Here is a 12,362-nt window from a genome sequence, read left to right on the forward strand (position 1 = left end):
TGCCTGCTCAAACGGCTTGCGATGCAGGAAAAACGCAGGTGGCCGCGAACCGCATGAGGCGGAATCAGAGGGTGTAACCCTGAGCCTTGATCCTATGTGGACCTAGGTCGTTTCTAGCAAATCGATCTTCGACCGGAGTTGGCGCTCACGCTCCTCGCGAGCCCGCCGTGACTCCTCCAGGTGGTCCTCGATCAACCGCTTCTTCAACGGCGCACTGAGCCCCGAAGCCTCGATCATTGCGACAGCAGCGCGCTCCTCCGCGGACAGCTCGACCTGGGTACCGTGCGCATAAGACCCGATGGCGGGCGCTGGCAGAGCCACGCTGATGTTGGCGTTCGGGTCTCCAGCTCGCGACAGCATCTCGTGCTCTCCGACGTTCAGCTTGCCCGCCAGCTTTCGCAGGCTGACCGTGCTCGGTCGCTGCCGGCCGCCACGCCAGTTGCTGATCGCCGAGTGACTCACCTTGGCGGCACGCGCCAGCTGGTACTCGTTCGGATACTCGCTGTCCTCGACGAGTCGATCGAACCACGCGAACCACTCTTCGCGCGGCCAGTCGTCGTTTGTGTCCACGCGAACAATCGTAGGCGACAAGCCATTGACCAGCGCGTTTGTTCGCTCACGAACATCAACAGCACACGACCGGTCTAACACGCCCGCTTCCACTCAGCACTCTCCCCAGTCGCTGTTCGCGTACGCACAGCATGACGGCTGATGGCGCACCCTGCAACTGGACGCCCAACTCGGCCGTTTGGCCACTCTCCCGCCATGTGCAAGTTGCATCCTTGTTTTCGCGCGAACAATCGCCTAGCGTGTTGTTCGTGAGCGAACAAACAACGACAACTCCCGATCAGGGAACGGTCGTAGTGCTCCGGCAGGACAAGTTCGCCGAGTACTGCGACGCCCGCGGTTGGCGCAGCAGCCGACTCGGACGCGCCGAGCAGATCGGCGTCGTCCACACGACGCTTCGACGCCTCGAACACGGCGGCAACCCCGGCCCGAAGCTGATTGCACAGGTGCTGGCCAAGCTCGGCGTGCCGTTCGAGGCCGTCTTCGATCGGAAGAAGGTCGACGCCTGATGGCCGCCGCCGACCCGACCGTGCGGTCCATGGCCGCCAGCGTCGCCGCCTCCACGCGGTGGGCGCACGAGCAGGACCGGACCAAGACGGCGAAGGCCGGCCAGCGCGGCATGCGTGCCCGCTTCGCCCGCGAGATCGACCCCGACGGCGTGCTCGCCCCGGCCGACCTCGCCAAGCGCGTCGACGCCGCAGTCCGGGCCCACATGACCCGCATCGCCATGAAGTCCCGCGCGGCCCGCGCCGCGCGGCGGCTGGCGGCCGCATAGACGCCCGGCGGGTCGGCGCACTCCGCTGCCCGGCCCGTCGGCTGCAACCCCACGAAAAAGCCCGAGTGCTCGAACACCCGGGCTCGACCACGAGGAAGGGACCCTCATGACCGTCACCGCGGAGCGTACCGCTCCCCCGACGACACCCCGAAACCCGCTGGCAGACGTGCGGGTAATCGCCCGCAAGGGCTACATGGAGGCCCGGCGCATCAGCACCGGCGCCGTCCTCGCCACCGCCGAGCGCTCCAACGGCCACGACGACAGCGAGTGGATCGGCTGGGCCATCCGCGCCGCCGGCCGCCGCCCCGAGGTGGTCATCGCCACCGAGGCCGCCCGGCTCATCCTGCTCGCGTTCGCCGCCGGTGCGGTTACCGCGGCCGGCTACCAGCTGCTCCTGCGCGACCGGGCCGACGCCTCGGTGCGCGTCGAGCTGACCAGCGCCGACGAGCACTGGACCTACCCGCAGGCCCGAGACCTGCTTCTCGGCCTGGAGTCGAAGATCCCAGCCAAGCTCGTCCGGACCACCCGGTACCTCGCTATCGAGCCGGTGCGTGCGTGATGCGCATCCGCCGAATCGAAGCCTGCGCCCGCTGCGGGAAGGTCCGCCGCGTCGCCGCCCGCAAGCTCTGCGGGTCCTGCACCACGACCGTCCGCCGCGACGGCACCCGCGACCAGTGGCCGCGGGTCTACCGCCGCCTGGCCGACGTCGTCGAGGACTACCGGCACCTGCACGCGTCTGGCGAGTCCGAGCAGCAGATCACCCGCCGCCTCGGCTACGCCCACCCCTACTCCCTCCGCGCCGCTCTCCGTAGGGCAGGTGTCCGGTGAGCGTCTTCGGAGCTGGCCGCTCGTACGGCCTGGAGTCCCCGCGTGGCGAGGACTGGCGGAAGCGCTCAGCGTGCCGTGACCAGGACCCGGAGCTGTTCTTCCCCCTTGGTGAGGGCGGCTTCCGCACCGGCGACGCGCTCGCCCAGGAGCAGGAGGCGGCAGCCTTCTGCGTGGCCGCCTGCCCGGTCCGGTCCGAGTGCCTGAAGTGGGCGCAGGAAACCGGCCAGGACACCGGCGTGTGGGGCGGGCTGAACGAGCTGGAGCGCATGTCGCGACCCGACTTCCAGTCGGCGAAGCACGACGACGGCCGCGCGCACGGAGTGCGGCGCACCCACTGCGCGAAGGGTCACGCGCTGACCCCGGACAACGTCCGTGAGCGGTTCTACCGCGGCCGGGTCATCCGCGAGTGCCACACCTGCCGGCTGCGCCGGGACAGCGACGCCCGCGCCCGTGCTCGCGTGGCGGTGGCGGCATGACGTACGTCGACCCCGCCACCTGCGCGCTGCTCGCCGCGCTCACCCTCTCTGGCCTGGCCTGGCTGGGCAGCCTCACCACCCGCGCGATCCGGCGCGGCCGGATCGCCGACGTCAACCCGACCACGGGGGAGCGCACCGATGTCCACCACTGAACTGATCATGACCGCCGCCGTGTTCGCCGCGTACTTCGGCGTCCCCGCGGGCGTGCTGATCGCCGTGATCTACCGCCCGCGGCTGGCGACGGAGGACGTCGCGACGGGACGGCACCACACCGGCCGCTTGCGGGCGCTTCGTCGCCGGGCTGGGTCGGCGTTGCTGGCCGCCCGCCGCCGGGCCGCGCGCATCCGCCGCCGGCTGGAGGCCACCACCTGGCCCGTGCCGGTCACCGCCGACCCGCTCGTCCACGGCCCGGCGGGGCTGCTGTGACCCGAGACCTGCTGATCGCCCTGGCCATCGTGCTGGCCGGCGTCGGCCTCATCGCGTGGATCGCATGGATGGCCGGGCCGCGCACCGACGAGCAGTCCGCCGAGGTCCTGGAGCAGATCGGGGTCCGCCCCGTGCGGCCCCGGCCTGCGGCCGCCCGCGACCTCCAGCCCGACCACCGGGACCTGGAGCTGTGGGACCTGATCGACCACGAGAACCACCGCGACAACGACAGCACCGGAGAGGACTACTCGTGAACGCCCCCACCATGACGGCCGACATCGCGGCGAAGCTCCGCGAGCCGTTCAACCCGACCGAGGTCGGCAAGCTGCCGCGCGTCTGGTGCAAGGCCTGCCGCGACTCGGGCCCCGGCAAGGTTTGCCAGCAGCACCGAAAGATCAAGTGCGACGTCTGCAAGAACAACATCACCGACGCGCACCTTCACCTCGACTACGTCGGCCACGCCGAGATCACCGACCGCCTCCTCCAGGTCGACGCGACCTGGACGTGGGAGCCGGTGGCGATGACCCCGGAAGGCCTGCCGCTGCTCGACCGCGAGGGCGGACTCTGGATCCGCCTCACCGTTGCTGGGGTGACCCGGATGGGCTACGGCGACGCCGAGGGCAAGAAGGGCCCGAGCGCCATCAAGGAGGCGATCGGCGACGCGCTCCGCAACGCGGCGATGCGCTTCGGCGTGGGCCTGGACCTGTGGGGCGCGAAGTTCGAGCGTGACGCCCAGTCCACAGGCGACGAGGAGGCCCCGGCGCAGCAGGCAGGCGAGCAGCAGGAGCGGCCGGCTACGGCCACCCGCCAGCGTACCGGCGGAAACGCGGCGAAGGCCGCCAAGCCGGTCTCGGGCCAGCCACCCCAGGGCGCCCGCGCGGAGGCGAAGGCCGAACCGAAGGCTACGGAGCCTGCCGGAGCTTCGCCCACCTTCGAGCCGCGGCTGGACGCCATCAATTCGGCGATGACCGACGAGACCCTCCGGGCCATGTGGCTGACCATCGAGCCCGCGGTGAAGGAGAAGGACCTCACCGAGGACGAGGCTGCCGTGCTGCGGCGGGCGGTCAACGCCCGCAAGCCGCTGATGGCCCCGTGTTCGGAGGCGAACCGGCGGCACCTCTACAGCCTCTGGTCGAAGGCCGGCTACAGCGACAGCCGTGACGACCGGCTGACCTACACCTCCGAGGTTGTGCACCGGACGGTTCCCAGCTGGAACGAGCTGTCCGTGGCCGAGTTCCGGCTCTTGGCTGCCACCGTCCAGGCGTTCATCGACGGCCCGGACCGCGAGCTGGCAGGTGCAGCCGCATGAGCATCCAGTCCGCCTACGGCGCGCTCCGCTACGACCAGCCCGTCCTGACCCCGTTCGGCTGGCGGCAGGCCAACGACCTCCGCGAGGGCGACGCCGCCGTGCGTGTCAACGGCCTGCCGTGCACCGTCACCGGCGTTTACCACCACGGCATCCGCGAGATGTTCGAGGTCGTCATCTCCGACGGCACCACGGTCGTCGTCGGCAAGGACCACCTCTGGTCCACCACGCCGTCCAAGGACCGCAACCGCGGCCGGGCCGCGTCGGTCCGTACGACCGGGGCTCTCGCGGCCTCAGTGCGCCTCCCCTCCGGCCGCGTCAACCACTACCTGCCGACGCTGGCCGGGCCGCTGTGGATGCCGGACGCCAGCCTGCCGCTCGACCCGTACGCCCTCGGCGTGCTGCTTGGTGACGGTGGTCTGAGCCAGGGCAGCGTCATGCTGACCAACCCTGAGCAGGAGATCGTCAACGCGGTTGCCGCAGCGCTGCCCCAGGGCGTGCACCTGGTCCAGGTCTCCGACATCGACTACCGGCTGAGCGCGGGCGCCAACACGGTGCCCGGCCGCCGGGGGTGGGTGAACCCGCTGCTGGACATCCTGCGTGAGCTGGGCGTCTGGGGCTGCCGGAGCTACGACAAGGCGATCCCCGAGCGCTACCTCTTCGGTTCGATCGAGCAGCGTCTCGCGCTGATGCAGGGCCTGTTCGACACCGACGGGAGCGCGGCGCGGACCAGCGTCGAATTCTCCAGCGCCAGTAAGCAGCTCGCCGAGCAGGTGGCCTGGCTGGTGCAGAGCCTCGGTGGCGTCGCCCGCACCACCGAGCGGCACCCCTGGTTCACGTACCGCGGGGAGCGCCGCAACGGCCACGTGTCCTACCGGATGCGGATCTCGCTGCCCAACGACATCCCGCCGTTCCGTCTGGCCCGGAAGCGCGACGCCTTGCAGCCGCTGACGCGGTTCGCGCCCTACCGGCAGGTGCTCGAGGTGCGCCCGGTGCCCGCCGCCGAGGCGGTCGGCATCGCCGTGGACGCCGGTGACGACCTGTTCCTCACCGCGGGCTGCGTGCCGACGCACGGCTGCCCGCGGGTCAACGTCCGTACCGCCGAAGGGGCGATCCGATGACCCGGGCTGACAACCTGCGCGCCGTCCTGCTGTGGGAGAGCATCGCCGATGAGGCGAAGGCGAAGGCCGCACAGGCCCGGGAGGCGCTGACCGCCGACGCCACCACCGAGCTGACCGAGCAGGGCTCCGCGCCCAGCTGGCGCTTCGCCGGGCTGGGCCTGGTGACCCTGCCCGTCACCAAGGCCTCGCTTGCGGTGGCCCGGCCGGCCGAACTGCTGGCTTGGGTCCAGCAGCAGCACCCGACCGAGGTCGAGCTGGTCCCGACGATCCGGCCGGCGTTCCTCGCCGCGCTCGGCAAGCGGGTGGTGGTCGAGGAGGACATGGTCATCGACCCGGCGACGGGCGAGATCGTGCCCGGCTACGCGGTGCTGCCCGGCGGCGCGGCGAAGGCGCTGACGATCCGCCCGGACGCAGATGCGAAGGGCCAGATGCGCGCCGATGCGGCCGCGCTGGTCGAGCGCATGGAGGCCGCGGTCACCGGCGAGGTGTCCGCGTGAGGCGTCAGACGGCGCCGTGCCGACGTGCCCTGTGCGGGCACGTCGGCACCATCCACGCCGTCAACACCCGCCGCGGCCGCAAGGAGTACGGCCGCTGCCTCCGGCAGGGCTGCCAGTGCCGCTTCTACAAGGACCCGGCCAGCCTGCTCGACCGCATCCTCAACGCCGTCGCCGCGGTCGCCTCGCTGCTCCCGCCCACGTACGGGAGGAAGCCGTGACGCGCCGACGCCACCGCGGCGGCAACTGCGACCGCTGCGGCCTGACCGGATACCGCACCCGCGCCCAGGCCGAACGCGCCTGCCTCCGCAAGGGCTGCCACGTCCGCGCGGTCTACCGCTGCGGCGACCGCTACCACTTCGACGCCAGCACCTACGCCCCGACGGAGGAGCGATGACCCCGCAGCCCCGCCGCCCGCGGCCCGCGTGCACGACGCTGCCCCGGCCGCGCCGCCGGATCGACCTCGACGCGCGCTACACGCTCACCCTCGCCGGGCACATTGCCGCGCTGCAGGTGAAGCCGTGAAGCCGCGACTGCTGGACCTGTACTGCTGCGCCGGCGGCGCGGCCCGCGGCTACGCCGAAGCCGGGTTCGAGGTCATAGGGGTCGACATCGAACCGCGGCCTCGATACCCGTACCGGTTCGTCCAGGCCGACGCCTTGGAATACCTCGGCATCTTCGACCGCTCCCGGTTCGCTGCGAGCTTCGATGCCGTCCATGCCAGCCCGCCGTGCCAGGACAAGTGCGCGCTGACCGTCGGCACCAACCGCAGCCGGGGGTGGGGTGGAGAACACGTCGACCTCGTCGGCCCGACACGCAAGGCGCTCGACCGCCTCGGCCTGCCGTACGTCATCGAGCAGCCCAACGGCAAGGCCCCGGTCCGCAAAGACATCACCCTGTGCGGGGAGCTGTTCGGCCTCGGCGTGATCCGGCACCGCAACTTCGAGCTGGGCGGCTGGACGATGCCGCGGCCCGCCCACCGGGCACACCGCGGCCGTGTTCGGGGCTGGCGTCACGGCGTCTACCACGACGGCCCCTACGTCGCCGCCTACGGCGCTGGCGGCGGCAAGGCCAGCGTCGCCGAGATGCAGCAGGCGATGGGCATCGACTGGACCGACGTCCGCGAGGAGCTGACCGAGGCCATCCCGCCGGCATTCACCCGGTACATCGGCGGTCAGCTGATGGCCCACCTCATGGCTGCGGCGGTGGCGCAATGACCGCCCGCAGCTGGACCCCGGCGCCCGCCTCCAACACGCAGGTGCAGCACCACGGCACCCCCGACGCCGTGTGCGTCGGCACAGACGTTCCCGGCGCGGTCGTCGCCACCGTCGAGCTTGCGGGCGGCGTCGTCGCCCAGCTCAACGGTGCTGGATCGATCGTCGCGTTCATCTATCCGCACGGTCTGGAGGACCTGTGACCACGCCCCTGTTCGAGGCTCCGCCCGCCGCCCCGCTGGTCGGCTCGGAGCACTTCCGCCTGCGCCGCAACACCCCCGGCAACATCGCCGCGCACGGCCTCAAGGGCCACACGCCGTGCGAGGAGTGCATCTGGGTCATCCACGAGGCCAAGGGCAAGGGCCCCGCCCCGAACGGTGCCACCCGCAAGTGGACCTCGCCCGGCATCCAGTCGGTGCTGCTCTGCAACGCGCACGCCGCCATGTGGAAGACCAAGCCGAAGGGCCGCCCGGCCACCGACCGCCGCTGACCGCCATCCCGCCCCGGTGCCGCCTTCCCCTCGGCACCGGGGCACCCCGACCACCGAAAGGAGGCGTCATGCCTGAGCAGCCGCGCTTCGACCCCACCGCCCAGGGCATCTACCGCGACCTCCTCGTCACCGGCGACGGCGTCGCACACCTGCACTTCCGCGCCTGGGACATCGCCATCGCCGAAGGCCTGCCCGTCGGCACCTGCGCCAAGTGCGGCGCGGAGCTGACCGGCCAGTACGGCCGCCGGCACGGGCGCATCACCTGGTACGAGGCCACCTGCTCCGGCCGGCGCGGCGAGGGCGGCTCGACCGTGCCCGGGTGCGGCCACGAGTACGCCATGCCCAACGGGCAGGTGCTGCGCGGCTCCAGCCGCCACGACCACATGCCTGCGGGCTGGTGGGAGAAGCGCACCGAGGCGCTGAAGGCGGCGAGCGACCAGTGACCACGCCAGAGCTGCGCGAGGAGAACCGCGCCTACCTGCTGCCCCCGTGGCAGTGGCGGCCCCTCATGCGCCGCGTCGAGGGCATCCCGAAGCCGCTGCGCTACGTCCTGTCCGTCGCCGCCGACTACGCAGGCCAGCTCGGTACCGAGGTCAAACCCGGCATCGCGCTGCTGTCCGTCGAGTCCGAGTCCAGCTACGAGCAGGTCAAGGACGCGCTCCGCATCGCCCGCAAGCTGGGCCTGCTGTTCCTCGCCCAGCGCGGCAACCGCCGCAAGGGCCTCGCGGACGAGTACTGGCTGATCGCGTCCCCGGAGCTGCTGGAGCGGGCGAAGGTCGAGTCGCCGGAGGCGCGGAAGCTGCGCGCGGAGAAGGTCCGCCAGGCGCACCGCCGCGACACCTCCAAGCCGTCACCGTCCGTGACCGCCGAGGCCGCTGAGGACACCGCAGTACAGGGTCTGGTGGACCCCGTAAACGCCCCGATTACAGGGCCGACCGGACCCCGTAGTCAGGAATCAGTACAGGGTCACCTGGACCCCGTAAAGGCCGGAATACAGGGTCACTCAGACCCCCTAAACGAGCGTTTACGGGGTCTCCCAGACCCCCCCACCTCTCCAACTAAGAGCGACCTCCCAGGAAAACCGACCACACCACCTGACGAACTTGGGGTTGTACGGCCGCTCACTCTCCGCGCGCGCGAGGCCGCCGAGGAACCCCGATCCATCCCCTCCTCGATGCCCGCCGAAGGCGGAAGCCCCTACGACCGAGCCGCCCTCGCCGCACGCCTCGCCGCCGCCCGCCAGAAGCACGACGCCCGCGCCAACGCACGCACCGGCCGCACCCCGCACGACCCCGCCACCACCGGCCTCGACCGGCTCCGCGCCGCCGTCGACGCCCTCACCACCCCGCCCGCCACACCCGCCTGAAGGAGACCACCACCGCCATGACCACCAAGCCCACCTTCCGAGAGCAGCTCACCGACACACTCCCGACCCACACCAGCTGGACCACCGTCCTCAGCGACCAGACCGCCACCTGGACCACACCCGCCGGCATCTGGCGCATCACCCGCCACCTCTTCGCCGGCCTCCACGTCACCGGCCCCGGCCTCAACCTCGCCCACACCACCATCGACCACGCCCTCGGCGTCCTCCGCGCCCTCGGCGCGATCCCCTCCACCGACGACCCGGTCACCGAGGCCGAGTACGCCGAGATCCACGCCGACCTCGACACCACCCTCCAGCTCCTCCCCGCCGTCGACATGCACCCCGACGCCCGCCGCCTCCTGGAGAAGTACGGGCACCGCACCGCCGAGCCGACCCCGTGCGCCCCCGCCGGCCCCGGCGACCCCATGCACGCGGGTGAACAGCCGGACCCCTCCCGGCCCATTGGACCCGTGTCCGCCGAGGCACAGCAGCACATCGACGCCGTCACCACCGAGCCCACCGACTGGCTCGTCTGGTCCCTCCAGCACCAGGCCTGGTGGTCCAGCAACGGCGCCGGCTACACCACCGACCACTACCAGGCCGCCCGCCTCACCAAGGCCCAGGCCACCGACGAGGACGACTGGGACACCACCAGCAGCGTTGCCATCCAGATCCCCGGCGACCTCATGGTGGGCGACCCGCTCATCGCCGACGTCCTCGCGCAGCGCGTTGCCGCCGAGGTTCAGCGCCGCACCACCGAGGCGACCCGATGAGCGCGCTCCCCATCGGGCGGTACCGCAACGCCGACGCCCTCTTTGACGCCGTCCAGCTCACACCCGAGAACGGCCCCCAGGTCTGGGAGTGGGCCGACTCAAAGCCGTTCTTCGACCCCGACGGCACGATCACCGGCCTGACGATCTACACCCCGTTCGGCCGCGTGAAGGCCAACTTCGGCGACTGGATCGTGCTCGACCCGAAGGGCGGCTTCTTCCCCGTCGAGGCCGATCTGTTCGCCGCCGTCTACTCCGACACCGCCCAGGAGGCACGCGCATGACCCCCACACCCGAGCAGCTCACCGACGTACTCACCGCCAACGGCTACACCGTCCACCTCGCCGGAGACGACACCTTCGGCCCCCGCGGCTGGACCGTCCACTACCCCGGGGACGAGCGCACCCTCCGCATCGACACCCGACCCAACGCCGTACCCCACGCCCTCGCCCAACTGGCCCGCGACGCCGCCACCGGACGACGCGCAGCCGCCGTCCTCGCCAGCCTCGGCGAACAGCCCACGCAGAGCGGGCCCGGCGGGCGACCCTGCTCGGTGTGCGAGATGGACGGCATGACATGCCTGGACGAACTGAACCGCTCGGGTAGCCACTGCTGCTCCGCGTGCGGTCTCGCCGACGTGCACGGCGTAGCAACGGCTGACCCCGCCGGAGACCCCGGTCCCACGCCCCGCGCACAGAGCGCCCACGTTCGCGTGGTCGTCGTCGTGGACTGGGTCCGCAGCCGCGTCCACATGATCACGTCGGACGACGCTGCGGCGCGGCAGGCCACCGTGGAGCTGGCGGCCAAGTACGACGGCAACCCGAACGCGGTGACGATGTGGGCCTGGGCCGTGGATGTGCCGAAGGCGGCCGGGCTGGACCTGTCGCCCATGCCGACCGCGCTGGAGCTGGCGGACGAGTACCAGCGCCGCATCGCCGCCAGTGCCACGGACGCCAGCCTCTGCGGCGACACCTGGCTCCCCGCCGGACTCGCCGACCCGGGCGCTATCCACGGCTGGCGCGACGCCGGCGGCATCCCCGAGCCGAAGCCCATCGACCCCGCCACCGTCGACGGCATGCACGAGTGCTTCGCGGTGGAGATCGGCATTGCCCACCACCCGCACGTAATCGAGATCTTCGGCAAGCGCGTCGGATGCCCCGGGGTTCCGTCGAAGGCCGCCATCTGACCCGACGGCCCGCCGCGGTGTCCGTGGCGGGCCGTCACACCGGCAACCCGCTCACTTTCAACCCGCAACCCTTCCACCAGCACCGTCACGATTCCGGGCGGAATAGTGACACCGAGGAGCGCCATGTCCAAGCTCAGACTCGTTGCCGTAGGCCGCGTCTCCACCGCCAACCAGCTCGACGGATACAGCCCCGGAGCCCAAACCAAGGCACTGCGCGCCTGGATCCGCGTCAACGGCCACACCCTCGTCGGCCCCGTCCTGTTCGACGGAGCCGTCTCCGGCACCGACGACGCCGACGAACGCCCCGAGCTGTCCAAGGCGCTCAACCTCATCGCCGACGGCCGCGCCGACGGACTCCTCGTCCCGAACATGGACCGCCTCGCCCGCGAACTCACCGTTCAGGAGGCCGCCCTCTCCGTCGTCTGGGCACACGGCGGCCGGGTCTTCACCGTCGAGCAGGGCGAGGTCCTGCCCGACGATGACGACGACCCCATGCGCACGTTCGTCCGCCAGGTCATGGGCGCGGCCGCGCAGCTGGAGCGCGGGCTCATCGTCAAGCGGCTGAAGAACGGCATCAACACCAAGCGCGCCCTGGGCGGCTACGCCGGAGGCGCGCCCGCGTACGGCCTGCGCGCCGCCGGCAAGCAGCTGCGCAAGGACGCCGAGGAGGCCGCCGTCGTCGCCCGCATCCACGAGATGCGCGGCCGGGGCCTGTCCCTGCGTGCCATCGCCGCCGAACTCAACGGCGAGCAGGTGCCGACGAAGCGCGGCGGCCGCTGGCAGCCGTACACGATCGCCCGCATCGTCAACCCGGACGCCCGGCCGGCCGATGCCGCGCGGGCCGTCGACCGGCGTGCGGCCGAGAAGGCAGCGAAGCGCATCCGCAAGGCCACCCGCATGATCGGAAAGGTTTCCTGATGACGACCGTCCGCAACCCCGAGACAGGCCTTCGAGAGCAGGCGTGCGAGTGCTCGACGTGCCACTACTGCGGCCTGTACGTGGCACCGCGGCACGAGCACGACCACTTCCCGGTGCCGAAGGCCCGAGGCGGCACCGAGATCGTGCCCGCCTGCATGAACTGCCACGAGCTGAAGGACCGCGCGCCGTTCCACCAGTGGCACCCCGACTTCGCCGCCCAGGGCATCGGCGAGCTGCTGCGCAGCCTGCCCGGCATCGAGCACAGCGCCTCCGTCGAGCCTGTCGCCCTGGTCCGCGCAGTCGGTGACCACCGGCAGCACTGGTCCGGCTGGACGGTTGCGGGTCGCCTGCTCTACGCCACCGTCTGCGCCAACGTCGAGCGGGCTGCCGGCCTGCGCGCCCGCACCGAGACCCCGGAGGCCTGA

The 12,362-nt window shown here is 71.6% G+C and carries 24 protein-coding genes and 1 pseudogene; 24 read left to right on the forward strand and 1 reads right to left on the reverse strand.

The window, feature by feature from the left end; translation table 11 throughout:
- Positions 1–102: 102 nt before the first annotated feature.
- Positions 103–570, reverse strand: a complete 468-nt coding sequence (locus tag Cco03nite_RS34250) for a helix-turn-helix domain-containing protein (RefSeq protein ID WP_203698004.1) — start codon at positions 568–570, stop codon at positions 103–105.
- 239 nt (positions 571–809) lie between these two features.
- Between Cco03nite_RS34250 and Cco03nite_RS34255 the strand changes: the two genes are divergently transcribed.
- The 24 genes and pseudogenes from Cco03nite_RS34255 (at position 810) to Cco03nite_RS34365 (ending at position 12,362) form a co-directional block, all read left to right on the forward strand.
- A complete protein-coding gene (locus Cco03nite_RS34255) occupies positions 810–1,076 on the forward strand; it encodes a helix-turn-helix domain-containing protein (protein WP_203698005.1) in 267 nt (88 codons plus the stop codon).
- Complete coding sequence (locus Cco03nite_RS34260; protein ID WP_203698007.1) at positions 1,076–1,342, forward strand: hypothetical protein; 267 nt, start codon at positions 1,076–1,078, stop codon at positions 1,340–1,342. Before Cco03nite_RS34255 ends, Cco03nite_RS34260 begins: the two co-directional genes overlap by 1 nt.
- 106 nt (positions 1,343–1,448) lie before the next feature.
- On the forward strand, positions 1,449–1,901 hold the full coding sequence (locus Cco03nite_RS34265; RefSeq protein WP_203698009.1) for a hypothetical protein: 453 nt from the start codon (positions 1,449–1,451) through the stop codon (positions 1,899–1,901).
- Positions 1,901–2,170 carry a hypothetical protein gene (locus Cco03nite_RS34270; RefSeq protein WP_203698011.1) on the forward strand — a complete coding sequence of 90 codons (270 nt, stop codon included), beginning with the start codon at positions 1,901–1,903 and terminating at the stop codon, positions 2,168–2,170. The genes Cco03nite_RS34265 and Cco03nite_RS34270 overlap by 1 nt, the downstream gene beginning before the upstream one ends.
- 29 nt (positions 2,171–2,199) lie before the next feature.
- A pseudogene (locus Cco03nite_RS42635) lies at positions 2,200–2,436 on the forward strand (WhiB family transcriptional regulator); the annotation flags it as partial.
- Between the two features lie 206 nt (positions 2,437–2,642).
- Positions 2,643–2,798, forward strand: coding sequence for a hypothetical protein (locus Cco03nite_RS34280; RefSeq protein WP_203698013.1), 156 nt, complete (start codon positions 2,643–2,645; stop codon positions 2,796–2,798).
- Positions 2,785–3,072 carry a hypothetical protein gene (locus tag Cco03nite_RS34285; RefSeq protein WP_203698015.1) on the forward strand — a complete coding sequence of 96 codons (288 nt, stop codon included), beginning with the start codon at positions 2,785–2,787 and terminating at the stop codon, positions 3,070–3,072. The genes Cco03nite_RS34280 and Cco03nite_RS34285 overlap by 14 nt, the downstream gene beginning before the upstream one ends.
- Positions 3,069–3,326, forward strand: a complete 258-nt coding sequence (locus Cco03nite_RS34290; RefSeq protein WP_203698017.1) for a hypothetical protein — start codon at positions 3,069–3,071, stop codon at positions 3,324–3,326. The genes Cco03nite_RS34285 and Cco03nite_RS34290 overlap by 4 nt, the downstream gene beginning before the upstream one ends.
- Positions 3,323–4,381, forward strand: coding sequence for a hypothetical protein (locus Cco03nite_RS34295; protein WP_203698019.1), 1,059 nt, complete (start codon positions 3,323–3,325; stop codon positions 4,379–4,381). Before Cco03nite_RS34290 ends, Cco03nite_RS34295 begins: the two co-directional genes overlap by 4 nt.
- The gene (locus Cco03nite_RS34300; RefSeq protein WP_203698021.1) at positions 4,378–5,499 is read left to right on the forward strand and encodes an LAGLIDADG family homing endonuclease; all 1,122 of its coding nucleotides are present in this window, start codon (positions 4,378–4,380) and stop codon (positions 5,497–5,499) included. Before Cco03nite_RS34295 ends, Cco03nite_RS34300 begins: the two co-directional genes overlap by 4 nt.
- Entirely contained in the window at positions 5,496–5,996 is a 501-nt protein-coding gene (locus Cco03nite_RS34305) for a hypothetical protein (protein WP_203698023.1), read from the forward strand. The genes Cco03nite_RS34300 and Cco03nite_RS34305 overlap by 4 nt, the downstream gene beginning before the upstream one ends.
- A complete protein-coding gene (locus Cco03nite_RS34310) occupies positions 5,993–6,214 on the forward strand; it encodes a hypothetical protein (protein WP_203698025.1) in 222 nt (73 codons plus the stop codon). The genes Cco03nite_RS34305 and Cco03nite_RS34310 overlap by 4 nt, the downstream gene beginning before the upstream one ends.
- A complete protein-coding gene (locus tag Cco03nite_RS34315) occupies positions 6,211–6,390 on the forward strand; it encodes a hypothetical protein (RefSeq protein ID WP_203698027.1) in 180 nt (59 codons plus the stop codon). Before Cco03nite_RS34310 ends, Cco03nite_RS34315 begins: the two co-directional genes overlap by 4 nt.
- Entirely contained in the window at positions 6,387–6,518 is a 132-nt protein-coding gene (locus Cco03nite_RS43005; protein ID WP_275412098.1) for a hypothetical protein, read from the forward strand. Before Cco03nite_RS34315 ends, Cco03nite_RS43005 begins: the two co-directional genes overlap by 4 nt.
- The gene (locus Cco03nite_RS34320; RefSeq protein WP_203698029.1) at positions 6,515–7,210 is read left to right on the forward strand and encodes a DNA cytosine methyltransferase; all 696 of its coding nucleotides are present in this window, start codon (positions 6,515–6,517) and stop codon (positions 7,208–7,210) included. Before Cco03nite_RS43005 ends, Cco03nite_RS34320 begins: the two co-directional genes overlap by 4 nt.
- Positions 7,207–7,410, forward strand: coding sequence for a hypothetical protein (locus Cco03nite_RS34325; RefSeq protein ID WP_203698031.1), 204 nt, complete (start codon positions 7,207–7,209; stop codon positions 7,408–7,410). The genes Cco03nite_RS34320 and Cco03nite_RS34325 overlap by 4 nt, the downstream gene beginning before the upstream one ends.
- Positions 7,407–7,697, forward strand: a complete 291-nt coding sequence (locus Cco03nite_RS34330) for a hypothetical protein (RefSeq protein ID WP_203698032.1) — start codon at positions 7,407–7,409, stop codon at positions 7,695–7,697. The genes Cco03nite_RS34325 and Cco03nite_RS34330 overlap by 4 nt, the downstream gene beginning before the upstream one ends.
- 68 nt (positions 7,698–7,765) lie before the next feature.
- Positions 7,766–8,140 carry a hypothetical protein gene (locus tag Cco03nite_RS34335; RefSeq protein WP_203698033.1) on the forward strand — a complete coding sequence of 125 codons (375 nt, stop codon included), beginning with the start codon at positions 7,766–7,768 and terminating at the stop codon, positions 8,138–8,140.
- Positions 8,137–9,063, forward strand: a complete 927-nt coding sequence (locus Cco03nite_RS43010) for a hypothetical protein (protein WP_203698034.1) — start codon at positions 8,137–8,139, stop codon at positions 9,061–9,063. Before Cco03nite_RS34335 ends, Cco03nite_RS43010 begins: the two co-directional genes overlap by 4 nt.
- 17 nt (positions 9,064–9,080) lie before the next feature.
- Entirely contained in the window at positions 9,081–9,836 is a 756-nt protein-coding gene (locus Cco03nite_RS34345) for a hypothetical protein (protein ID WP_203698035.1), read from the forward strand.
- Positions 9,833–10,117, forward strand: a complete 285-nt coding sequence (locus tag Cco03nite_RS34350; protein ID WP_203698036.1) for a hypothetical protein — start codon at positions 9,833–9,835, stop codon at positions 10,115–10,117. The genes Cco03nite_RS34345 and Cco03nite_RS34350 overlap by 4 nt, the downstream gene beginning before the upstream one ends.
- Positions 10,114–11,019, forward strand: coding sequence for a hypothetical protein (locus tag Cco03nite_RS34355; protein WP_203698037.1), 906 nt, complete (start codon positions 10,114–10,116; stop codon positions 11,017–11,019). The genes Cco03nite_RS34350 and Cco03nite_RS34355 overlap by 4 nt, the downstream gene beginning before the upstream one ends.
- Before the next feature lie 123 nt (positions 11,020–11,142).
- Complete coding sequence (locus tag Cco03nite_RS34360) at positions 11,143–11,937, forward strand: recombinase family protein (RefSeq protein WP_203698039.1); 795 nt, start codon at positions 11,143–11,145, stop codon at positions 11,935–11,937.
- Complete coding sequence (locus Cco03nite_RS34365; RefSeq protein WP_203698040.1) at positions 11,937–12,362, forward strand: HNH endonuclease; 426 nt, start codon at positions 11,937–11,939, stop codon at positions 12,360–12,362. The genes Cco03nite_RS34360 and Cco03nite_RS34365 overlap by 1 nt, the downstream gene beginning before the upstream one ends.

The sequence above is a fragment of the Catellatospora coxensis genome, assembly GCF_016862635.1.
Taxonomy (GTDB): domain Bacteria; phylum Actinomycetota; class Actinomycetes; order Mycobacteriales; family Micromonosporaceae; genus Catellatospora; species Catellatospora coxensis.

Bases quoted from the DNA above. Each gene is read 5' to 3' on its own strand.
- Cco03nite_RS34305 (WP_203698023.1), top strand. From the start codon at position 5,496: ATGACCCGGGCTGACAACCTGCGCGCCGTCCTGCTGTGGGAGAGCATC.
- Cco03nite_RS34260 (WP_203698007.1), top strand. From the start codon at position 1,076: ATGGCCGCCGCCGACCCGACCGTGCGGTCCATGGCCGCCAGCGTCGCC.
- Cco03nite_RS34365 (WP_203698040.1), top strand. From the start codon at position 11,937: ATGACGACCGTCCGCAACCCCGAGACAGGCCTTCGAGAGCAGGCGTGC.
- Cco03nite_RS34355 (WP_203698037.1), top strand. From the start codon at position 10,114: ATGACCCCCACACCCGAGCAGCTCACCGACGTACTCACCGCCAACGGC.
- Cco03nite_RS34335 (WP_203698033.1), top strand. From the start codon at position 7,766: ATGCCTGAGCAGCCGCGCTTCGACCCCACCGCCCAGGGCATCTACCGC.
- Cco03nite_RS34360 (WP_203698039.1), top strand. From the start codon at position 11,143: ATGTCCAAGCTCAGACTCGTTGCCGTAGGCCGCGTCTCCACCGCCAAC.
- Cco03nite_RS34280 (WP_203698013.1), top strand. From the start codon at position 2,643: ATGACGTACGTCGACCCCGCCACCTGCGCGCTGCTCGCCGCGCTCACC.
- Cco03nite_RS34300 (WP_203698021.1), top strand. From the start codon at position 4,378: ATGAGCATCCAGTCCGCCTACGGCGCGCTCCGCTACGACCAGCCCGTC.
- Cco03nite_RS34285 (WP_203698015.1), top strand. From the start codon at position 2,785: ATGTCCACCACTGAACTGATCATGACCGCCGCCGTGTTCGCCGCGTAC.
- Cco03nite_RS34325 (WP_203698031.1), top strand. From the start codon at position 7,207: ATGACCGCCCGCAGCTGGACCCCGGCGCCCGCCTCCAACACGCAGGTG.
- Cco03nite_RS34265 (WP_203698009.1), top strand. From the start codon at position 1,449: ATGACCGTCACCGCGGAGCGTACCGCTCCCCCGACGACACCCCGAAAC.
- Cco03nite_RS43005 (WP_275412098.1), top strand. From the start codon at position 6,387: ATGACCCCGCAGCCCCGCCGCCCGCGGCCCGCGTGCACGACGCTGCCC.
- Cco03nite_RS34350 (WP_203698036.1), top strand. From the start codon at position 9,833: ATGAGCGCGCTCCCCATCGGGCGGTACCGCAACGCCGACGCCCTCTTT.
- Cco03nite_RS34270 (WP_203698011.1), top strand. From the start codon at position 1,901: ATGCGCATCCGCCGAATCGAAGCCTGCGCCCGCTGCGGGAAGGTCCGC.
- Cco03nite_RS34345 (WP_203698035.1), top strand. From the start codon at position 9,081: ATGACCACCAAGCCCACCTTCCGAGAGCAGCTCACCGACACACTCCCG.